The organism is Nocardioides marmorisolisilvae (assembly GCF_003725775.1).
Taxonomy (GTDB): Bacteria; Actinomycetota; Actinomycetes; order Propionibacteriales; family Nocardioidaceae; genus Marmoricola; species Marmoricola marmorisolisilvae.
Genome location: NZ_RJSG01000002.1, coordinates 1,990,798 through 2,012,120 on the forward strand (window position 1 = coordinate 1,990,798; position 21,323 = coordinate 2,012,120).

Consider the following 21,323-nt stretch of genomic DNA (forward strand, 5'->3'; position numbering starts at 1 on the left):
TTCGACAAGCTCAACCAACACAGCTACCCGGGTTTCGACAAGCTCAACCAGCGAGGCGACCGGGTTTGCGTCCGGGCTGCAGACCCGCAAGGGTTGTCCCATGGTGGGTCGCATCCCCGTGATGGACGTGGCGCCCGTGGTCGAGCACGGGCGTTACCCGGCCAAGGCCTGCGTCGGTGAGACCTTCGACGTCTCCGCGCTGGTCTTCCGCGACGGTCACGACCAGCTCGGCGCCGACGTGGTGCTCGTGGACCCGGCCGGCCAGCGGCGCGACCCGGTGCGGATGCGGTCGCTCCCGCTCGAGACCGCCCGCCGCAGTGCGCCGGTGACGCCGGATCTCGTCGGGGCGTGGTCGTTCTCGATCGAGTCCTGGAGCGACACCCTCGGCACCTGGCTGCACGACGCGGCCATCAAGATCCGTGCCGAGGTCGACGTCGAGCTGATGTTCCTCGAGGGCACCCTGCTGCTGGAGCGCTGGGGTCGCGAAGTGCAGGCGTCCAAGGCCGAGCGCAAGCGCGTGCTGGACGCGATCAGCGCGCTGCGCGACACCGACCGCCCGGTCGAGGCCCGGCTGGCCGCCGCGGAGGACCCGGCGCTGGTCGAGGTGCTGACCGCGCACCCGTTGCGCGACCTGCTCACCACCGAGGGCCCGTACCCGTTCTTCGCCGACCGCGAGCGGGCGCTGACCGGCAGCTGGTACGAGCTCTTCCCCCGCTCGGAGGGCGCGTACGTCGACAAGGACGGCGTGATCGTCCCGGGGACGTTCGCGACCGCGGCCAAGCGTCTCGACGCGGTCGCCGCCATGGGCTTCGACGTGGTCTACCTGCCCCCGATCCACCCGATCGGCGAGGTCAACCGCAAGGGCCGCAACAACACCCTGACACCGAGCCCGACCGACGTCGGCTCCCCCTGGGCGATCGGTGCGAAAGCCGGCGGCCACGACAAGGTCCATCCGGCCCTGGGCTCGATCAAGGACTTCGACGCGTTCGTGAAGCGGGCCGCCGACCTCGGCCTCGAGGTGGCTCTCGACCTCGCACTGCAGGCTGCTCCTGACCACCCGTGGGTCAAGGCGCACCCGGAGTGGTTCACCACCCGGGCGGACGGCACCATCGCGTACGCCGAGAACCCGCCCAAGAAGTACCAGGACATCTACCCGGTCAACTTCGACAACGACCCCGAGGGCATCTACGCCGAGGTCGTGCGCGTCGTCCGGTTCTGGATGAAGCACGGCGTGCGGATCTTCCGCGTCGACAACCCGCACACCAAGCCGGTCGCGTTCTGGGAGCGCCTGCTCGCCGAGGTCCGCACCCAGGACCCGGACGTGATCTTCCTGTCCGAGGCGTTCACGGTGCCGGCGATGATGCACGCGCTCGGCAAGGTCGGCTTCCACCAGAGCTACACCTACTTCACCTGGCGCAACACCCGCCCGGAGATCGAGTCCTACCTGGTCGAGCTGGCCCGGGACAGCGCGAGCTTCCTGCGACCGAACTTCTTCACCAACACCCCCGACATCCTGCACGAGTACCTCCAGTACGGCGGCCCGGCGGCCTTCCGGGTCCGGGCCACCCTGGCGGCGACCGGCTCCCCGAGCTGGGGCGTCTACGCCGGCTTCGAGCTCTACGAGCGGATCGCGGTGCGCCCGGGCAGCGAGGAGTACCTGGACTCGGAGAAGTACGAGGTCAAGGTCCGCGACTGGGACGCCGCCGAGGCCGAGGGCCGCTCGCTGGCGCCGTACCTGACCGAGCTCAACGAGCTGCGCCGACGGCACCCCGCCCTCCAGCAGCTTCGCAACCTCACGGTGCACGGCGGCGACGACGAGAACATCGTCTGCTTCTCGAAGAGGGTTTCGACAGGCTCAACCACCCAGAACGACGGCCCGCCCAACGACGACGATGTGGTCATCGTCGTGCTCAACCTCGACCCGCACGCCGCCCACGAGACCGTGGTGCACCTCGACCTCGCGGCGCTCGGGCTCCCCGACGACGCCCGCTTCGAGGTCCACGACGAGCTGTCCGACCAGACCTGGCAGTGGAGCCGGGACAACTACGTCCGCCTCGACCCGAACGTCGCGGTGGCGCACATCCTGAGCGTGAGGACCGCGTGAGCGACACCGCTGCCGACCAGACCACCGAGCTCGAGCGCCTCGCCGAGGAGGCCCAGCACCTGGCCGAGCAGCCGGAGTGGTTCAAGACCGCCGTCTTCTACGAGGTGCTGGTCCGCTCGTTCAAGGATTCCGACGGGGACGGCGTCGGCGACTTCCGCGGGCTGACCGAGAAGCTCGACTACCTCAAGTGGCTCGGCGTCGACTGCCTGTGGGTGCCGCCGTTCTTCACCTCTCCCCTGCGCGACGGCGGCTACGACGTCGCGGACTACACGAACATCCTTCCCGAGTGCGGCACCGTCGAGGACTTCCACGCCTTCCTCGACGCCGCGCACGCCCGCGGCATCCGCGTGATCATCGACTTCGTCATGAACCACACCTCGGACGCGCACCCGTGGTTCCAGGCGAGCCGGTCCGACCCGGACGGCCCGTACGGCGACTTCTACGTCTGGTCCGACACCGACGAGCTCTACGAAGAGGCCCGGATCATCTTCGTCGACACCGAGCCGTCGAACTGGACCTGGGACCCGGTGCGCCAGCAGTACTACTGGCACCGCTTCTTCTCCCACCAGCCCGACCTCAACTTCGACAACCCGAAGGTGCACGAGGCGATGCTGGACGCGATGGCGTTCTGGCTCGACATGGGCCTGGACGGCTTCCGGCTCGACGCCGTGCCCTACCTCTACGAGCGGCCGGGCACCAACGGCGAGAACCTGCCCGAGACGCACGAGATGCTGAAGAAGGTGCGCCGCTTCGTCGACGAGAAGTACCCCGGCACCGTGCTGCTGTGCGAGGCCAACCAGTGGCCGGCCGACGTGGTCGAGTACTTCGGCGACCCGGCCGTCGGTGGCGACGAGTGCCACATGGCCTTCCACTTCCCGGTGATGCCGCGCATCTTCATGGCCGTGCGGCGCGAGTCCCGGTTCCCGATCTCCGAGATCATGGAGCAGACGCCCGCGATCCCGTCGAGCTGCCAGTGGGGCATCTTCCTGCGCAACCACGACGAGCTGACCCTGGAGATGGTCACCGACGAGGACCGCGACTACATGTGGGGCGAGTACGCCCAGGACCCGCGGATGAAGGCGAACATCGGCATCCGCCGCCGGCTGGCACCGCTGCTGGACAACGACACCAACCGGATGGAGCTGTTCACCGCGCTGCTGCTCTCGCTGCCCGGGTCGCCGGTGCTGTACTACGGCGACGAGATCGGGATGGGCGACAACATCTGGCTCGGTGACCGCGACGGCGTGCGGACGCCGATGCAGTGGACCTCGGACCGCAACGGTGGCTTCTCCACCGCGACGCCGGGACGCCTGCACCTGCCGGTGATTCAGGACCCCGTCTTCGGGTACCAGTCAGTGAATGTGGAAGCCGAGCTCGACAACTCCTCCTCGCTGCTGCACTGGACCCGTCGGATGGTGCACACCCGCAAGCAGCACCCCGCCTTCGGCCTCGGCGAGTTCCACGACCTCGGCGGCTCGAACCCCTCGGTGCTCTCCTACGTCCGGACGCACCGCTGGACCGACGAGGACGGCCACTCCCACGCCGACACCGTGCTCTGCGTGAACAACCTGTCCCGCTTCCCGCAGCCGGTCGAGCTCGACCTGCGGCGCTGGGAGGGCGTCGTCCCGGTCGAGCTCCTCGGCGGGGTGCGCTTCCCGCAGATCGGCGAGCTCCCCTACCTGCTCACCCTGGGCGGCTACGGCTTCTACTGGATCCGGTTGCCGGACGTGCAGCCCGAGGAGGAGGCGAACCCGGCGTGACCCACCCCCAGCGGGAGGCCTTCCTGGCGAACCAGCGCTGGTTCGCGGGGAAGGGGCGTGACTTCGCGATCACCGAGGTCAGGGTGGTCGCGCAGCTCGACGAGCACGTCCGGGTCGAGCTGGTCGAGGTCCGCTACGCCCACGGCGTGCCGGCGACCGAGACCTACCAGATGCCCGTCTCGGCGTACGACGAGCCGCAGGAGCGGTTGGCCCACGCGCTGGTCCGCGAGGGCGATGGTGAGTGGACCTACGACGCGGTGCACGACAAGGACGCGATGGCCGTCTTCCTCGCCGCGTTCGACGAGAGCCCCGACGTGAAGGGCGTCCGGTTCCACCGGCTGCCCGGGCACGACCTGGACACCGGCACGCACTCGACGCTCTTCGGCGGCGAGCAGAGCAACTCCTCGCTGGCGTTCGGCGAGGACAGCCTGCTGAAGTTCTTCCGTCGGCTGACCAGCGGCACCAACCCCGACATCGAGATCCACGAGGCGCTCACGACGGCCGGCAACACCCACGTGGCCGCGCTCTACGGGTACCTCGCGGCTGACGACGAGGACCTCCAGCTCGCGATCCTCCAGCAGTTCCTGCGCACCGCCAGCGACGGCTGGGACCTGGCACTGGCGAGCGCGCGCAACCTGTTCACAACGGTCGACCTGCCCGCCGACGCTGCGTCTGATGAGATACGTGGCGGCGACTTCGCCGCCGAGGCCCACCGCCTGGGTCAGACGCTGGCCAGCGTGCACGCGACACTGGTCGAAGCCTTCGGGTCCGGCGAGTTCGACGGGCCGGCCACCGCCCGGGTCATGCAGGAACGGCTGGCCGCTGCGACCGAGGTGGTGCCCGAGCTCGCGGACTTCGCGCTCGCCGACCGGTTCACCGCGATCGCCGAGCTCACCGGCGAGGTCCAGCGGGTGCACGGCGACCTGCACCTGGGCCAGACGTTGCGCACCTCGCTCGGCTGGAAGCTCGTCGACTTCGAGGGCGAGCCGGCCAAGGACCTGACCGAGCGGCGGCGCCCCGACTCGCCGTGGCGCGACGTCGCCGGGATGATCCGGTCCTTCGACTACGCAGCCTCCGCGGTGGCCCGCGACCTCGGTGGTGGCGACGAGGCCACCCAGATCGCCTACCGCGCTGGTGAGTGGACCGAGCACAACACGCAGGCCTTCCTGGCCGGGTACACCGAGGAGCGCGGCCACCCGCTCACCCCGGGCGAGGAGATCCTGCTGGCGGCGTACGTGGCGGACAAGGCGGTCTACGAGGTCGTGTACGAAGCGCGGAACCGCCCCGGGTGGCGCAACATCCCGCTCTCCGCACTGGCCCGGCTGACCGAGGAGGACCGATGACCAGCGGCACCCGGGACAGCCTCGGCGACGTCGACCTGTACCTGATCGGCGAAGGCCGCCACCACCGGTTGTGGGAGGCGTTGGGCGCGCACGTCCTCCCCGAAGGAGGCGTGCACTTCTCCGTCTGGGCACCGAGCGCCCAGGAGGTCCGCCTGGTCGGCGACTTCAACGGCTGGGACCGGGCGACGATGCCGATGACCCGGCTGCAAGGCTCCGGGGTCTGGCAGCGCACCGTGACCGAGGCTGTGCCCGGTCAGCGCTACAAGTACGTCGTGCACGGTGCGGACGGCCGCTGGACCGACCGGGCCGACCCGATGGCGCAGCACACCGCGGTCCCGCCCGAGACGCACTCGGTGGTCTTCGCCAGCGCCCACGCCTGGGCAGACGACGACTGGATCGCCGGGCGCAGCACCCGTCCCGACACGAAGCCGATGTCGATCTACGAGGTGCACCTCGGGTCCTGGCGCAAGGAGCTCTCCTACGACGACCTCGCTGACCAGCTGACGGCGTACGTGGTCGAGATGGGGTTCACCCACGTCGAGTTCCTGCCCGTGATGGAGCACCCCTTCGGTGGTTCGTGGGGCTACCAGGTCACCTCCTACTACGCCCCCACGGCCCGCTACGGCGACCCCGACGGGCTGCGCCGCCTGGTCGATCGGCTGCACCAGGCCGGCATCGGCGTGATCCTGGACTGGGTGCCGGCGCACTTCCCGAAGGACGAGTTCGCGCTGGCGCGCTTCGACGGGACCCCGCTCTACGAGGACCCGAACCCGACCCGGGGCGAGCACCCGGAGTGGGGCACCCTGATCTTCGACTTCGGTCGGCTCGAGGTGCGCAACTTCCTGATCGCGAACGCGCTGTACTGGATCGAGGAGTTCCACGTCGACGGACTGCGCGTGGACGCCGTCGCCTCGATGCTCTACCTCGACTACGCCCGTGCCGCGGGGTCGTGGACGCCGAACGTGCACGGCGGCCGGGAGAACCTGGAGGCGGTGGCCTTCCTGCAGGAGCTCAACATCGCGGTCGGCGCGCGGTTCCCCGGGACCACGGTGATCGCCGAGGAGTCCACGTCCTGGCCCGGCGTCACCCGCCGCGTCGACGCTGACGGTCTCGGTTTCGGCTTCAAGTGGAACATGGGCTGGATGCACGACTCGCTCGGGTACGTCGCCCGCGACCCGATGTACCGGACGCACCACCACGACCAGCTCACCTTCAGCCTGGTCTACGCCTTCTCCGAGCAGTACGTGCTGCCGATCAGCCACGACGAGGTCGTGCACGGGAAGGGCTCGCTGCTCCGCAAGATGCCGGGTGACCGGTGGAAGCAGCTGGCCGGCGTCCGGTCGTTCCTGGCCTACCAGTGGGCGCACCCCGGCAAGCAGCTGCTGTTCATGGGCTGCGAGTTCGCCCAGGACAACGAGTGGGCCGAGTCCGGCCAGCTGGACTGGTGGCTGCTCGACCACGACGACCACCAGGGGGTGCAGCGCCTCGTGCGCGACCTCAACGCCCTTTACGTCCCCGACCCGGCACTGTGGTCGCAGGACACCGTGGCGGCCGGCTTCACCTGGCTCGCCGCGGACGACCGCGGCGCGAACGTGATCGCGTTCGTGCGCTGGGGCGAGGACGGCGAGGCGCTGGTGTGCGTCTGCAACTTCTCCGGACGTCCGCACGAGTCCTACCGGCTGCCGCTGCCCTTCGCCGGCGCCTGGGACGAGGTGCTCAACACCGACGCCGAGGTGTACGGCGGCTCCGGGGTCGGCAACCTCGGCGTGGTCACCGCCACCGAGCAGCCGTACGGCGACCAGCCGGCGAGCGCCCAGCTCCGGCTCCCGCCGCTGGGCGTGCTGTGGCTCCGGCCGTCGTCCCCGGGTGCTTGAGGTTCGAGCGCGCTAGCCCGAGCCGCGAAGCCACCGCATAGGGTGGACGCATGGCCACCGAACTGACGCCCGTCTCCCCCGGGGTCGTGCGCGTCAGCTGGTCACCGGAGCTCCAGGCCGAGGGTCTGGGCCCGTCCGTCGAGGCCGTCCGCGGCGCCCTGGTGCGTGGCTTCGAGGCCGGGAACCAGCGCGTCGAGGCGCTGGTCGATCCCGACGACGAAGCCGCCCAGCGGATCGCGACCTTCTCCGGCCTGATGCGCGAGGGCGTGGCGCGGAGCGTGGAGAGCGGCTTCGACCGGATCGTCTACGCCCGATTGGCCGACGACACCCCGGTCGACGACCCGATCGGGTTCCGGCGGCTGCTGAACTCGTTCCTGCCGCGCAAGCGCGCGATCAGCCAGATGCTCATCCGCGACACGCAGGAGCGGGTGCTGCTCTGCCAGCTCACCTACAAGAAGGACTGGGACCTGCCCGGCGGCGTGGTCGAGGTCGGTGAGTCCCCCCAGCTGGCGGTCGGCCGCGAGGTCGAGGAGGAGCTCGGTCTCAAGCTCGACACGGGCCGACTGGTGCTGACCGACTGGCTGCCCGCCTGGGGCGGTTGGGACGACGCGGTCTGCCTGGTCTTCGACGGCGGCACGCATGCCCCCGAGCTCGTCGAGCAGATCGTGCGTCAGAAGCGCGAGATCAAGTCAGCGCGGTTCTGCACCGTCGAGGAGGTGCACGAGCTCTGCGCCGACTTCACCGCGCGCCGGATCGTCTCGGCCCTCATCAACCTCACCGACACCCCCGGACCGGGGTACACCGAGAGCGGCCGGGGCTGACCCGGCTGCGGACCGGGTCGTCACCACGACGCCCAGCAGCACCACCAGGCCGCCGGCCAGCTCGGCGGCGTTCGGGACCTGGTCGAGCAGCGCCCAGGCGCTGACCATGGCCACCGGCGGCGCCACCAGCACGAACGGGACCACCGAGGACGCCGGGTAGCGGGCCAGCAGGCCGTTGAAGATCGAGTACCCGACCAGCGACGCCAGGCCTGCGGTGTAGAGCGTCGAGAGCAGCGCCTCCGGCCCGAGGTGCGCCAGCGCGTGGCCGACCTCGTGCGGTCCGTCGAGCACCAGGCTGAGCCCGAGCAGCGGGACCGGGACCACCAGGGACGACCACACCGCCAGCGACAGGCCCGACTTCACCCCGGCGCTCCGGCTCACGACGTTCCCGACGCCCCAGGACAGCGCGCCGGCCAGGCAGAGCAGCAGGGCGCTGAGCGGGATGTGGCCGCCGCGCCCGATCCCGACCACGACCAGGCCGGCCGCGCCGACCAGGACACCGACCACCTGACCGCGGGTGGGCCGCTCGCGCAACCAGAACGCGGCGATCAGCACCGTGAAGAGCACCTGGGCCTGCAGCACCAGGGCCGCCAGGCCGGGAGACATCCCGAGGTGCATCGAGGTGTAGAGGAACCCGAACTGACCCAGCGACATGAACACCCCGACCAGGGCGACGGTCCGCCAGCCGGCATCGGGGCGCGGCACCAGGAACACCGCCGGCAGCACCACCGCGGTGAACCGGAGCGCGACGAAGAGCATGGGCGGGACGTCGTGCATCCCCCACTCGATGACCACGAAATTGAAGCCCCAGATCACCGGCACCAGGACGGCGAGGAGCGTGTCACGACGGGTCATGGCACCCAGTCTGGGTTCGATCTCCATGAAGCACCAGCGATATTAAGTGCACAGATCCATGTACTCTCGCTTCATGATCGATCTGGTCGCCCTGCGCTCCCTGAAGGCCGTGGACGAGCACGGCTCGGTGGTCGCGGCGGCCGTCGAGCTCGGGTTCACACCCTCCGCGGTCTCCCAGCAGATCAAGCGCCTCGAGCGGCAGTCGGGCGTCGACCTGCTCGAGCGCGTCGGCCGGGGCGTGATCCTCAGCGGGCCAGGACGGCTCCTCGTCGCCGAGGCCGACCGGATCAGCGCCGACCTCGAACGGTTGGAGAGCGACCTGCACGCCCATGCCGGTGAGGTCGTCGGTGAGATCAGGCTGGTCGGCTTCTCGACGGCGATGCGCGGACTGATCGGCCCGGTCGTGGCGCGGCTCGACACCGAGCACGCGGACCTGCGGATCCGGCTCGTCGAGCTCGAGCCGTGGGACGCCGTCGACCAGGTCGCCGCCGGGCAGGCGGACGTGGGCCTGGTGCACCGCTGGGGCGACGTCGTCCTGGAGATCCCGGACCACCTCGAGCGCCGGGTGGTGCACCGCGACGAGGCCGAGGTCATCCTGCGCGGGGACCACCCGTTGGCCGGGCGTCGATCGGTCACGCCGCACGACCTCGTCGACGAGCGGTGGATCGCCACCCCCGAGAGCACGATCTGCCGCCAGTGGCTGCACCGGATGTACGCCGGCACCGGGCGGCTGCCCCAGATCGAGCACGTCTCGATGGAGTTCGCCTCGCACACCGAGCTGGTCGCCGCCGGCCTCGGGATCGCCCTGGTCCCACGCCTGGGCCGGGCGGAGCTGCCGCCCGGGACGAAGGCGGTCCGGGTCACCGATCCCGTGCCCGAGCGCGAGGCGATCGCGATCTGGCGACGCAGCCAGGACCGCTCCCCCGCCGTACGGGCGATCGTCGAGGCGCTCGCCGCGGCCGGGAGCCTCGGTCAGCCGAAGCGACCGTTGACGTAGTCCTCGGTGCGCTGGTCACGGGGCGCGTTGAAGATCGCCTCGGTGGCGCCGTGCTCCACGATCACGCCCGGGGTGTTGTGCGAGGCCAGGAAGAACGCGCACTGGTCGGAGATCCGGTGGGCCTGCTGCATGTTGTGGGTGACGATCACGATGGTGACCTCCCCGCGCAGCTCGGCGATGGTGTCCTCGATCCGCCGGGTCGAGCTGGGGTCGAGCGCGGAGGCGGGCTCGTCCATCAGCAGGATCTCGGGGGTCAGCGCCATCGCGCGCGCGATGCAGAGGCGCTGCTGCTGTCCGCCGGAAAGCCCGCCGCCGGGCTGGTGCAGCCGGTCCTTGACCTCGTCCCAGAGCGAGGCCTTCTTCAGCGCCTCCTCGACCAGGAAGTCCTTCTCGGCCCGGCTGGCCTTCACACCGGTCAGCGGCAGCGCCGAGATGGTGTTCTCGTAGATCGACATCGCCGGGAACGGGTTCGGCTTCTGGAAGACCATGCCGATGCGCTTGCGCGCGTCGGTGACGCGCATCCCCGGCGCGTAGATGTCCTCGTTGCCGATCCTGACCTCACCGCTGAGCTTCGCGATCGGGATCAGCTCGTGCATCCGGTTGAGGATCCGCAGGAACGTCGACTTGCCGCAGCCGGACGGGCCGATGAGCGCGGTCACCTGGCCGGCGGGCATCGTCAGCGAGACCCGGTCGAGCACCTTGCGGTCCCCGAACCAGGCCGAGATGTTGTCGGCCTGGAGGGCGGCCGCAGGCTTGGTCTCGAGGTACCCGGCCAGCGCGTCCAGGCGCGGCGGCGGGCCGGCGGCACGTCGTCCGCGCGGCTTCGCGATGAGGTCGACCATCAGAAGTTCCTCTCAGCTCACATCAAGTTCGGCAGCAGGTCGCAGACCCGGTCGGCGCAGGCCAACCCGGTCGCGGCGAGCACCGGGACGAAGACGACCCACATCGCCGGGTGGCTCCAGCGCTTCCACGCCCACACGGAGCCAACCGCCATCAGCACCAGCAGCTCCAGCAGCCAGGACAGCGAGAACATCCTGCTGTGGTCGCTGCCGAGAGCCCCTTGGTTGGCGTCGACCCTCGAGTACGCGATCGGCGGACGAGGGACGGTTTTCGAGACCAGGTCGGCGTCGACCTGGAGAACGCCGTGCGGCATGAACGCTGCGCCCTTGGCGGTCACCAGGGTGAGCCGACCGCTCGTCGGGGTCATCGCCGGCACCTTCTCCCCGGTGCGCTGTCCGATGACCCGATAGGTGAACTTCCCCTGACCGGTGAGCACCGTGAACTCTTGCCCGGCCCGCAGCCGGTCGAGGTTCGCGAACACCCCGCCGTAGGCCGCCTTGCGACCGAACAGCACGGCCGGGCTGCCGCCCTGGCCCGGGAAGGGGGTGTTGGGCTGGTGGCCGACCCCGAGCTTCGTCTGGCGGGACGCCGAGCCCTCGACGACCACCTCGGAGATCCCCAGCTCGGGGATCTTCAGCAGCGCGATCGGCGTACCGGGCTTGATCGGGTTGTTCTTGTCGTCCAGCTGGCCGATCGGGGTCGAACCCTCGGCCAGCGACCTGCGCAGCTCGCCGTACAGGCGGTGCTGGGCGGTGAAGTGCTGGATCTGGCTGATCACCGTGAGGTTGAGCAGCAAGGTGAAGAGCACGAGCGCCAGCACGGTCAGGCCGTAGGAGGCGTCGACGAGGGCCGAGGGCCGCCGCTCCGACTCCGGGATCCGGGTCACCCTGGGCAGGTTGCGGGTCAGCCCGGGCAGGGGATTGTTCCTCCCCCACCGGGACCTGCTCTCCTGGAACGTGGTCGTCATCGATCAGGCCTGACCCGGACCGTGCGGCTGGGTGGGGATCGAGCCTGCCGGCGCGGCGGGCGCAGCGGACCTGCGGCGGGAATCCAGCGAGCGGGCCAGCAGCGGCGGGGCCAGCACCAGCAGGAAGACGAACACCGCGCACAGGATCAGCGCCCACTGCACGGATCCCCAGGTGCTCTGCCCGTCGATCACCGCCGAGGTGTTCTGCGGCAGCGGACCTCCCGCAGCCTGCGCCGGGTCGCTGCAGACCCCGGTGTTCGGGTCACAGCCCTGATTCGCTCCCGGGGTCCCCCCTCCGCCCGGCACGCCGGGGTTGTTCGGGTCCGATCCTGAGGCACCACCGGTCGGGTTCGCACCGGGAGTGTTCCCACCGCCGGCACCACCACCGCGCACGACGATGCCCTTGTGCGCCCACGGAGCTGCGCAGGCGTCGTCGCACCCGGCCGGGAAGGGCGCGGTGTCGGTGAGGATGTTGTGCGAGGGGCTGTCGCCGGGCTTGAAGGTCGGGTTGTTGCACGGGTTCGAGGTTCCCGACTTCACGCCGGCCTTGGTGTTGTTGATCTGCTTCTTCGTGGCCGCGTCGACACCCGGGATGGCCAGCACCTGGTCCATCGCCGCGAGCACCAGGTTCATCGGCAACGGCGAGTAGCCGAGCGCACCCATCGTCCGCTGGCCCTCGCACAGCGAGAACGTCGAGAAGTAGCCCAGGGTGGCGCCCTTCCCGGTGTTGAAGCTGCCGTGGGTCTGCTTGGGCACGATCAGGTACGAGTACGCCGAGATCGGGTAGGTGCGCGGGTCCTTGTAGGCGTAGACCTTGGACAGGTCCTGCGACAGGTAGTTCAGCGAGGTCTTGTCCATGTTGATCTTGGCCTGGCTGAGCGCGACCGCGACGGCCGAGTCCGTCGGCACGGTGTAGAAGCCGGCCGCGTTCTTGATCTTCGCGACCGGGAAGCCCACACCGAGCGCGTAGGAGTACTCGTCGTAGTTGATCGTGTACGGCGTGTTCGAGGTGTAGGTCGTGACACCGTTCGAGCCGGACTGGGCGGTGAAGTTCGACAAGCCCTGGTACGGGTAGTAGGACGTCGCGTGGCTCTTGTTGCAGCCGGTCTTGGCGCAGAGCTTCGCGTAGTCGCCCGGGAACTGGCGCAGCATCCACAGCGTGAACTGCGCGGTCGCGCCCGAGCCGTCCGAACGGACGACCACGGTGATCCGCTGGGCCGGCAGCGCGACACCCGGGTTGGTCGCCGCGATGACCGGGTCGTTCCACTTGGTGACCTGGCCGGAGAAGATCTTCGCCAGCGCGGCCTGCGACAGGTTCAGCTTGGTGAAGCGCTTGCCACCGACGGGCAGGTTGTACATGAAGGAGGTACCACCGGCGACAGCCGGGACCAGGCCGTACTTGAAGTTCGGGCGGGCGGAGTCCTGGGGGTCGGCGGTGTCACCGGTGTACGGGATCTCGGAGACGGCGAAGTCGGCCAGACCCTGGGCGAAGTTCTTGCGACCCGAGGACGAACCGTCCGGCGTGAAGTCGACCGTGACGCCCTGCGCCTTCACCGCAGAGACCCAGTCGGACATCGCGTTGCCGGCCCAGGACGAGCCGTTGCCGCTGATGCGGGCGGTCGGGACCGCCGCCGCGGCCGCGAACAGGGCTCCGGCGCTGATGATCAGCGTCGCGGCGACGGTGGCCGCCGTCGAGCGACGGAGCGTGGGTCGGCGCAGGCTCAGTCGGCCCAGGGTGGGTCGGCGGGTCATCGGGGTGCTCCCTCGGTCGGGTTGTGGAACCGGCGCCGCTCCTCGAGCTGCGCCTTGATGTAGGCGTGGTTGTTCTCGATCCGGGACAGGTCCCGGACCGACTTGTCGGCGCGGCCGCGCAGCTGGCGGTCGCTGAGGACACCGGCCTGCTGACCACCGATCGCGCGGGCGATCACGAACAGGATCAGCACCAGCAGGAGCAGCAGCGCGGCGGTGGCGTACCCGCGGGTGCGCATGTCCGGCTGCGGGCTCTTGATGAACTCCAGGGCCGCGAGCGGCAGCGAGATCTGCGGGCCGTTGAACGGGTTGAAGTTCAGGTTGTTGGTGACACCCGAGGTGAGCAGCACCGGCGCGGTCTCACCGATGCCGTGCGCCGTGCCGAGGATGATCGCGGTGGTCAGACCCGAGCGCACCGTCGGCAGCACCACGCGGCGCACCGTGCTCCACTGACCGGCACCGAGTGCCAGCCCGGCCTCGCGCAGGTTGCCGGGCACCAGACGGAGGACGACGTCGGCCGACCGGATCATGATCGGCAGCATCAGCACGGTGATCGCCAGCGCAGCGGCGAAGCCGTTGAACTGCTTGGTGAAGAGCAGGATCACCGAGGCGTAGATGAACAGACCGGCGACCACCGAGGGCAGCGCGGTCATCGCCTCGACGACCGTGCGCACCAGGCGGGCGTACTTGCCGCCGATCTCGTTGAGGAACAGCGCGGTGGAGATGCCCAGCGGGATGCTGATCGCCAGCGCGATGCCGATCTGCTCCAGGGTGCCGACGATCGCGTGCTTCACCCCACCCTGGGTGAGTGGCGAGAGCGGGCCGGTCAGGCCCATGTCCGTGGTCAGGAAGCTGAACCGGATCGAGCCCAGGATCTTCGCCGCCTGGAACAGCACGAAGCCGATGACCAGGGCGAGGATGCCGACCACGACGAATCCCGCCGAGGAGATCATCACGCCGGAGAACCGGTCCTTGACCGCCTGAAAGTCCTCGGTCAGGCCGGTCAGCACGGCATAGGTGACCAACATCCACAGGAACGAGGTGATCGGGACCCAGCCGCCACCGATGAGCCCGAGGACAGGTCCGACCAGCAGGCCGAAGGCGATGGCAGCGATGATCGCGCCCGGCAGCGCGAGCCGTTCGTGCATCGGAGCCGAGAAGCGGACCCGCTCGGGCTCGTGCGTGCGCGGCGTCAGGTGCGCCGTCGGGATAACGGTGGATCCGATGTACTCGGGGTCCGGGGTCGCGGTCGTCATCATGCCTCGCTGTCGGCGCCGGAGCGCGATCGGGCGATGATCGCGGACGCGGTGAAGTTGATCGCCATGGTCATCAGGAACAGCGCGAGGCCGGCGGCCATCAGGGCGCTCATGGTGAAGTCGTTGGCCTCGCCGTAGCGCAGCGCGATGGTCATCGCGACCGTGTTGCCACCGTTCTGGAGGACGTGGAGGTTGATGTCGAAGATCGGCGACAGGATCAGGTAGACCGCGATCGTCTCGCCGAGCGCGCGACCCAGGCCGAGCATCGTGCCGCCGATGATGCCGCCGCGGCCGAAGGGCAGCACGACCGACCGGATCATCCCCCAGCGGGTGGCACCGAGGGCGTAGGCGCCCTCGCGCTCACCAGCGGGCGCGCGGGAGAACGACTCCCGCATCATCGAGGTCATGATCGGGATGATCATCATGCTGACGATCACGCCACCGATCAGCGACGAGGACGTGTAGAGCGCGTCGTTCGGAAGCGGGTTCTTCGGGTCGGCCCCGTCCACCTTGAACAGCGGGATCCAGCCGAAGTACGTCGAGAGCCAGTAGGCGAACGGCACCATGTGCTTCTGCAGGAAGACCAGACCGAAGAGTCCGTAGACGACCGAGGGCACCGCGGCCATCAGGTCGATCGCCCCGGTCAGGATGCTCTTGGCCCAGCCGCTGGAGATCTCGGTGATGAACAGCGCACCACCCAGCGAGAGCGGCAGCGCGACGACCAGCGCGATCAGCGCGACGGTCACCGTGCCGAAGAGCAGCGCGGCGATGCCGAAGTGGTTGGTCTCCGGCGACCAGGCCTGGGTCGTGATGAAGTCCCAGAGACCGACCGACTTGATCGCCCGGACCGCCTTGATGGTCAGGAAGGTGCCGACCAGCAGCATGATCAGCAGCACGAACGAGCCCGAGAGCCGGGTGATCTGGCGGAACGCCTGGTCCACGGGCGCGTGCGAGACCGTGATCTCGCGCGGCTGGGCATCGTCGAGCCCGTTCACGGGGTAGTCCGGGAGGTAGGTAGCGGTGGTCACGGGTCAGCCGATCTGGAAAGCGTTGCGGAAACGGATGAGGGGCCCGGCGAGGCCGGCGATCAGGGCGATCCCGAGACCCAGCGGCAGCGGCCACTTGGGCCAGTGCTCGGTGCCGGCCGCGAGGGTGACGAACTGCGGCGCAGCCTGGGGTCCGTCGGTGACCGGAGCTGCGGTCGGGCCGCCGGCCGGGGCCGAGGGTGCGTCCGCCGGCGCGTCGGTCTGGGTGCCGCCCGGACCGTCGCTCGAGCCGGGCGTGGACGTCTGGCCGGATCCCGCGCGCAGGGCGGCGATCGCCGCCTTCGCCTGGGCCAGCATGGACTTGGGCAGCGGGGCGTAGCCGGGCGGCAGGCTGCCCGGCGCGAAGCCCGGCTTCTGCCCGGTGGTGACGACGTAGTTCAGGGCGTCGGCGTACGCCTCGCGCTCGGCCTGCGGCAGTGTCTTGGACACCCCGACGTACACGGGCTGGGCCAGCGGGTACGCGCCGGCGGCGTAGTCGGTGCTCCCGGGCTTCTCCACCCCGGGCGCGTCGCCGTCCACGAACCGGGCAGCGGCCCGGGTGAGCGAGCCCGCGTCCGCGCCGACGCAGTGCGACCCGTCCGAGCTGCAGAGCTGGGCCGTCGGCAGCTGGAACCGGGCCGCAGTCGCAGCGGTGGTGATCGCCATGACGCCGAGCCGGTCGCCGGACTGGCGGCTCTTCGGGTCCGTCCACTTGCCCGGAGCCGGCTGGCAGCTGACGTCGAGCACGGTCAGGCAGAGGTTCGTGCTGCGCGGCACGTAGCCGATCGCGACGTCGCGCCCTGCGACCGGCATCGAGTCCACGCGCGGCAGGAAGTCGAAGACCGTGTACGGCGGGTTGTCCTGGACGTCCGCCTCCTGCCACCCGGGGAGCGGGAACGGTGAGCCGTCCGGCGGGTAGGTCACCGGGAGGTCCGCGTAGCTGGCCGGCTTCGGGGTGTCGTGCCGGTCGGCGTCGGCCTGCGCGGCCAGCGCCGCCCGTTGGTCCTCGCAGCCCTGGTAGGTGCGGGTCGAGTAGAACGGGTTGATCACCAGACCGTCGGGGTCCGGGCAGCCGTTCAGGAACGCGCGACCGTCGGGGTCCTTGAGGATCCAGTCCCAGACCGCCGAGGCCGCGTCCGAGCGCAGCGCTGCCAGCACCAGGTGGTCGAGGCTGTTCACCGAGCTCGTGGTCGGGCTGATGTGGGCCAGGTCCGGGTTCAGGCGGAGGAACTCGGGGTCCTTGGCGATCGAGACCGGGCGGTGCACCATCCAGCCGCTGCGCCGGAACCCCTCCTGGTCGAAGATCGAGAACGCGTAGCTCTGGGTCAGCAGCTTGGCCACCAGGCGGGCGTCGAGCTTGAGGTTCCGCACCAGCGTGCCTGAACGCAGGATGTCGGCGTCGAGGTCGGCGACGCTCGCGTACCCGCAGGTGTGCGCCTGCTCCTCGGTGTACGGCTCGACCTGGGCGGCACAGTTCGGCTGGTAGCTGAGCGCGTAGGCGATGACGGGCGCCGAGAGTCCGGCCGGGACGTAGTACGCCGGTTTGTCCGCCGGTTGCGTCGTCAGAACCGCGTCCGCGGCGCCGTTCTGGAACTCCGTCCGCGCCACCGGGTCCCCGAGCTGGGTGTAGCCCAGCGCGATGTTCTTCGCGGCGCACAGACCCGGCGTCCAGGACGCCGCCGCGATCGAGAGCAGCTCGGATCCGACGGTCAGGGTGCGGCTCTGGCCACCCGGGCAGCCCGCGACGATGTCACGGAACCCGAGCTTGACCTGCAGCCGCTGCGCCCACAGGGACGGGGCGATCGGCCCGTTCTGGTCGAGCACGCCGGAGACCCGCGGGACGACGACGAGCCAGCACGACCGGGTGCTGGTGACCCCGCGTCGCAGGCCGCAGCCCAGGCCCGCCGACTCCAGCGAGGTCTGCACCTCGAACTGGCGCGTCGCGGTGCCGTTGGCGGAGACCTGGATCGAGGAGACCTCGTTGGTGGTCGCGGGGTTGAAGAACTGGTTGTCCGAGCCGTTGGTGCTGCCCGACTTCGTGCCGGTCAGGGCGGTGAAGGGGACGTCGTTCTTGCCGCCCTTGTTGAAGTACTTGTCCCAGTCGCCTCCGGGCACCAGCGGGTCGGAGTTGATGTAGCGCGAGTTGGACAGCGCGAACGCCTGGCCGTGGGAGGCGGGGTCGCCTGCTCCGACCTGGCAGGTGGCCGGGTCCGGGTCGGCCGCGCCCGGGTCGGGCTTGCCGCTGTCGGTCAGGCCGCCCCAGCACTGGAAGACCTGGAGCGAGACCGGGGACGGGATGCCGAACGGGGCGCCGCCCTTGACGCCGGAGATGTCCAGGTTCACCGACTGGTTCACCAGGTCGCGGGTCTGGGAGACGGTCATCTTCAGACCGCCGAGCCCGTTGTCCTTGCCGAAGTAGTCGAAGTACTGGCTGACCACCGAGCCGGAGATGGCGTCGTAGTTCTGCCCGCCCGTGTGCGGCAGCAGCTGACGACCGTCCCGCGGCACGCGATCCGCGCCCGGGTTCTTGTCGTCGGGGTCGTCCCAGCGGACCGTGACGGCGCTGGAGCTCTTCGACAGACCGGTCGAGGACCAGTCCGAACCGTCACCGGCGGCGCCGGCCGCCGCCGCGCTCGAGGTGCCGATCCACGCCGGCAGACCGGCAGCAGCGATCGCCAGGCCGACCAGCGCCGTGACGACGCGGATCCGGACCAGGGTGGTCGACATTCCAGCCTTTCGTTCGAACTGTGACGCCGGCCGAGAACTGGAAGTCACTTCGTGGGGATGTCGCTGGTGCCGGACTCTGGGGGTCGTCCGGCACCAGCGCCGAGAATCAGGTGACCTTGTAGGAGTAGGTCTTCGTCGCGGCCAGGACCGGGCTGTGGCCGTTGTAGGTCACCGTGATCTTGGTCGTCCCGGCAACCGCCTTCGGCAGCGTGAAGGTCTTGGCGCCACCGGACAGCGTCAGGGTGTACGTCTTGGTGCTCCCGGATGCCGGGTCGTAGGTGACCTTGATCGTCCCGCTCACCGAGGTACCCGTGGCCACGACCTTGATCGTCAGCTTCGGAGAAGTCCCGTGCCGGACGGTCGAGGGCGACTTGGTGATCGAGATCGTCGGCTTGTAGACGCTCTTGCTCGCCGTCGAGACCGTGTACGAGGTGTTGGTCGGCGTGAAGGTCGCGGTGATGGTGTGCTTCTTCGCGCTGAGCAGCTTCTTGTACTGGGCGATCCCGGTCGAGGTGCTCACCGTGGCCGTGCCGATCGTGGTGGTGCCGTCCTTGAACGAGACCTTGCCGGCCGTCTTCGGGGAGACCGTGGCCTTCAGGGTGTCGGAGGTGGAACCACCGGTGATGCTCAGCGAGACCGTGGTCGGGTTGACCGTGACGCGCTTGGGAGCACTGGTCAGGTAGGTGGCCTGCGCAGGCGCGTCCGGGACGTAGGTGATGTCGTAGGTGCGCGAGCCGGTGGTGAAGCCGGACAGCGACAGGGTCGCCGCTCCGCCCGAGACCGGCACCGACGTCGGGGTCTGGTCCACGCCACCGATGACCTGGGCGAACTGCAGGGTGCCGGTCGCGTCGGTCGCGGTGCCGTTCGCCTTGTTCTTGATCGTGGCCTTGAGCGAGGTCCCGGTGCTGGTGGACGTGGCGGTGGCGGTGATCGTCGGGGCGTAGGCACCGGCGACCTGGTAACCGGCCGAGGTGCGCAGCGCGTTGCCCGGCTTCCCGACGGTGGTGAACGGCATCCAGGCGGTCTTGGCCTTGCCGCTGCCGTCGTCCGCGACCAGCGGGACCTGGTTGTCGAGGTCCGGGTCCATCCCGTTGGTGACGAACGCGACCAGGCTCAGGTTGGTGCCGGCCGGCCAGGCGTTCAGGATCGACTTGCCCTGCGGGGTGAGCGAGACGTTGCCCGAGCTCACGTCGACCATCTGCAGGTTGTTGTTGAAGGTCTGCAGCGGGCGACCGGCCGCGACCCAGGCCTCCACCTCCGACTTCGAGGACACGACCGTGACCGAGTCGTTGGCGAGGGTCGAGCCGTTCATGGCGCCACCGAAGCCCAGGTACAGGACGCGGCCGGCGCCACCGGCGTTGAACACCTCGGCCGCGTTCTGGCCGGCGACGACCGCCGGGTCCTCGTTGCTGCCGTTCGAGGTGGTCGGCACGATCGCGTAGCCGATGTGGTCGAGGTCCGGGGCGCCCAGGGCGAGGAGGGTCGCCGCGAGGGTGGTGTCGTCGACGGTGTTCGTCCCGTTCGACGCATCCAGCGACAGGAAGGTCGAACCCGTCCCGGTGCCGTTGTTGCCGCCTCCCTCGTGGCCCCACCACCCGGAGGTGAGGGCGTGGGTCGGGTCACCGGTGGCCGAGCTGCCGGTCTCCACCTGGATCGGGATCCGGGACCCGTCGGGCTTGGCGGCGTCGGCCGGGTTGAGCAGCGCGCCGGCGAGCACGAGAGCGCCGACGACGCCGAGGGCCAGTCGCGAGCGGGAGCGGGCGAACGTGGTCAAAGACATGACGGTCCTTCCAGGGGGCTTTGAGACAAGGGCGGATCAGTGAGCTGGAGCCGGAGCGCCACGTGCACGCACGTCCTGGCGCTAACCAATCCCAGGGCGGGTAATGAAAGGTGAACGGCGTGTGAATCGGGACCGAAACTTGCGCTCATCCGGCCCTCCGGAGCCGGAGGGTGACCAGCGACACGGCTCCTGCGAGGAGCACGACGAGCAACGCGTAGAAGGTCGGCCGTCCGCCCGGGAGCGAGCCGGTGAGCCCGCCGTCGTCCGAGCCGCTGCCCGCGCCGGGGTCACCGGGCTGCGTGGTCGCGCCGGTCTTGTCAGGCTTCGTCCCGGCCTGTCCGCCCTGGTCCTGGCCGGTGGCGGTAGACCTCGGCTTCGCCGCGGCCTTCGGGCCGGTTCCGGCACCGGTGAGCACCTGGTACCCGCCCGAGGTCCGCACGGGGTTCGTCGGGCTGGCGACCGTCTCGAAGGTCATCCAGGCGGTCATGGCACGGCCGTCCTTGCCGACCTTGACCGTCGGGACCTGCGGCATGTCCTTGTCCACGCCGTCGGAGACGTAGAAGACCAGGCTGATCTTCGTGCCGGCCGGCCACCGGTCGAGGAGAGACCTGCCCTGGGGGGTCGCGCTCGCCGTCGCGTGGCCGTCGCTGGCGACGTCGAGAACGCCGAGCTTGTCGGTGAAGGCCTGGACCGGCCGGCCGGCTCGCCACCACTGGGTGTACTCCGCCAGCGTCGAGACGACGGCCACCGAGTCGTTCTTGTTCTTGTTGCCGTTCAGGGCACTGCTGAAGCCCAGGTCGGCGAACCAGCGGAACGCCTCGCCGGCGTTCTCGCCCTTGTGGACCACCGGGCGCTCGTTCGACCCGTCGGCGCTGAACGGCACGAACGCCACCCGGAGAGCGTCGAAGTTGCCGCCGTCCCCCAGCTCGCGGTGCAGCCGGGCGATGGTGGCCTCGCTGACCACGCCGTGGCCGTCGGAAGCATCGAGCGACAGGTACGTCGAGCCGATGCCCGTGTCCTGGCTCTTGCCCTCGTGGCCCCACCAGCCGTCGAGGGAGGCGTAGTACGGCTGCCCGGTGGACGGCTTCTTCTCCAGGATGACCTCGGCACGCGAGCCGTGCGGGGTCTCCGCGCTCGCGGCGGTGAGGAACGCCGTGGGGACCATCAGGGCCAGCGCGGCGAGCAGGATCTTCAGGGTGGTGCGGTGCATGGGAATCGTCCTCGC

14 protein-coding genes and 1 pseudogene are annotated in these 21,323 nt (G+C 69.9%); 6 read left to right on the top strand and 9 right to left on the bottom strand.

Features of this window, described 5'->3' with window-relative positions:
* The first annotated feature begins 100 nt into the window (after positions 1–100).
* From EFL95_RS13705 to EFL95_RS13725, 5 genes are read left to right on the top strand one after another with little or no spacing between them, the layout of a single operon-like run.
* Positions 101–2,104: an alpha-1,4-glucan--maltose-1-phosphate maltosyltransferase gene (locus tag EFL95_RS13705; protein ID WP_123234478.1), complete on the top strand. Its 2,004-nt coding sequence runs from the start codon at positions 101–103 to the stop codon at positions 2,102–2,104.
* Positions 2,101–3,864, top strand: coding sequence for a maltose alpha-D-glucosyltransferase (gene treS, locus EFL95_RS13710; protein WP_123234479.1), 1,764 nt, complete (start codon positions 2,101–2,103; stop codon positions 3,862–3,864). The genes EFL95_RS13705 and treS overlap by 4 nt, the downstream gene beginning before the upstream one ends.
* On the top strand, positions 3,861–5,207 hold the full coding sequence (locus EFL95_RS13715) for a maltokinase N-terminal cap-like domain-containing protein (RefSeq protein WP_123234480.1): 1,347 nt from the start codon (positions 3,861–3,863) through the stop codon (positions 5,205–5,207). Before treS ends, EFL95_RS13715 begins: the two co-directional genes overlap by 4 nt.
* Positions 5,204–7,081 carry a 1,4-alpha-glucan branching protein GlgB gene (gene glgB / locus EFL95_RS13720; protein WP_123234481.1) on the top strand — a complete coding sequence of 626 codons (1,878 nt, stop codon included), beginning with the start codon at positions 5,204–5,206 and terminating at the stop codon, positions 7,079–7,081. Before EFL95_RS13715 ends, glgB begins: the two co-directional genes overlap by 4 nt.
* Before the next feature lie 50 nt (positions 7,082–7,131).
* Positions 7,132–7,902, top strand: a complete 771-nt coding sequence (locus tag EFL95_RS13725; protein WP_221176385.1) for an NUDIX hydrolase — start codon at positions 7,132–7,134, stop codon at positions 7,900–7,902.
* A 27-nt stretch (positions 7,903–7,929) separates the two neighbouring features.
* Here the strand turns inward: EFL95_RS13725 and EFL95_RS13730 are convergent.
* A pseudogene (locus tag EFL95_RS13730) lies at positions 7,930–8,784 on the bottom strand (EamA family transporter); the annotation flags it as partial.
* Positions 8,785–8,830: 46 nt separating this feature from the next.
* Here EFL95_RS13730 and EFL95_RS13735 point away from each other — a divergent pair.
* Entirely contained in the window at positions 8,831–9,754 is a 924-nt protein-coding gene (locus EFL95_RS13735) for a LysR family transcriptional regulator (protein WP_123234983.1), read from the top strand.
* Here the strand turns inward: EFL95_RS13735 and EFL95_RS13740 are convergent.
* The 8 genes from EFL95_RS13740 to EFL95_RS13775 form a co-directional block, all read right to left on the bottom strand.
* Positions 9,730–10,596 carry a phosphate ABC transporter ATP-binding protein gene (locus EFL95_RS13740; protein WP_123234482.1) on the bottom strand — a complete coding sequence of 289 codons (867 nt, stop codon included), beginning with the start codon at positions 10,594–10,596 and terminating at the stop codon, positions 9,730–9,732. The two genes, EFL95_RS13735 and EFL95_RS13740, sit on opposite strands and share 25 nt — an antisense overlap.
* A gap of 17 nt (positions 10,597–10,613) precedes the next feature.
* Positions 10,614–11,561 carry a sortase gene (locus EFL95_RS13745; protein WP_123234483.1) on the bottom strand — a complete coding sequence of 316 codons (948 nt, stop codon included), beginning with the start codon at positions 11,559–11,561 and terminating at the stop codon, positions 10,614–10,616.
* Positions 11,562–11,564: 3 nt separating this feature from the next.
* A complete protein-coding gene (locus EFL95_RS13750; RefSeq protein WP_123234484.1) occupies positions 11,565–13,313 on the bottom strand; it encodes a substrate-binding domain-containing protein in 1,749 nt (582 codons plus the stop codon).
* Positions 13,310–14,566 (bottom strand): PstA family ABC transporter permease, encoded by a 1,257-nt coding sequence (locus EFL95_RS13755; RefSeq protein ID WP_123234485.1) that lies wholly within the window; start codon positions 14,564–14,566, stop codon positions 13,310–13,312. Before EFL95_RS13755 ends, EFL95_RS13750 begins: the two co-directional genes overlap by 4 nt.
* Complete coding sequence (pstC, locus tag EFL95_RS13760; RefSeq protein ID WP_221176386.1) at positions 14,566–15,594, bottom strand: phosphate ABC transporter permease subunit PstC; 1,029 nt, start codon at positions 15,592–15,594, stop codon at positions 14,566–14,568. The genes EFL95_RS13755 and pstC overlap by 1 nt, the downstream gene beginning before the upstream one ends.
* A gap of 3 nt (positions 15,595–15,597) precedes the next feature.
* Positions 15,598–18,318, bottom strand: a complete 2,721-nt coding sequence (locus EFL95_RS13765; RefSeq protein ID WP_123234486.1) for a hypothetical protein — start codon at positions 18,316–18,318, stop codon at positions 15,598–15,600.
* 106 nt (positions 18,319–18,424) lie between these two features.
* A complete protein-coding gene (locus EFL95_RS13770) occupies positions 18,425–20,098 on the bottom strand; it encodes an Ig-like domain repeat protein (RefSeq protein WP_148045051.1) in 1,674 nt (557 codons plus the stop codon).
* A gap of 145 nt (positions 20,099–20,243) precedes the next feature.
* Positions 20,244–21,308, bottom strand: a complete 1,065-nt coding sequence (locus EFL95_RS13775; RefSeq protein WP_123234488.1) for a hypothetical protein — start codon at positions 21,306–21,308, stop codon at positions 20,244–20,246.
* Positions 21,309–21,323: the final 15 nt, after the last annotated feature.

Excerpts from the sequence above, each read along its gene's own strand:
- EFL95_RS13705 (WP_123234478.1), top strand. The coding sequence starts at position 101 with ATGGTGGGTCGCATCCCCGTGATGGACGTGGCGCCCGTGGTCGAGCAC.
- glgB (WP_123234481.1), top strand. The coding sequence starts at position 5,204 with ATGACCAGCGGCACCCGGGACAGCCTCGGCGACGTCGACCTGTACCTG.
- EFL95_RS13725 (WP_221176385.1), top strand. The coding sequence starts at position 7,132 with ATGGCCACCGAACTGACGCCCGTCTCCCCCGGGGTCGTGCGCGTCAGC.
- EFL95_RS13735 (WP_123234983.1), top strand. The coding sequence starts at position 8,831 with ATGATCGATCTGGTCGCCCTGCGCTCCCTGAAGGCCGTGGACGAGCAC.
- EFL95_RS13740 (WP_123234482.1), bottom strand. The coding sequence starts at position 10,596 with ATGGTCGACCTCATCGCGAAGCCGCGCGGACGACGTGCCGCCGGCCCG.
- EFL95_RS13745 (WP_123234483.1), bottom strand. The coding sequence starts at position 11,561 with ATGACGACCACGTTCCAGGAGAGCAGGTCCCGGTGGGGGAGGAACAAT.
- EFL95_RS13750 (WP_123234484.1), bottom strand. The coding sequence starts at position 13,313 with ATGACCCGCCGACCCACCCTGGGCCGACTGAGCCTGCGCCGACCCACG.
- EFL95_RS13755 (WP_123234485.1), bottom strand. The coding sequence starts at position 14,566 with ATGACGACCGCGACCCCGGACCCCGAGTACATCGGATCCACCGTTATC.
- EFL95_RS13765 (WP_123234486.1), bottom strand. The coding sequence starts at position 18,318 with ATGTCGACCACCCTGGTCCGGATCCGCGTCGTCACGGCGCTGGTCGGC.
- EFL95_RS13770 (WP_148045051.1), bottom strand. The coding sequence starts at position 20,098 with ATGTCTTTGACCACGTTCGCCCGCTCCCGCTCGCGACTGGCCCTCGGC.
- EFL95_RS13775 (WP_123234488.1), bottom strand. The coding sequence starts at position 21,308 with ATGCACCGCACCACCCTGAAGATCCTGCTCGCCGCGCTGGCCCTGATG.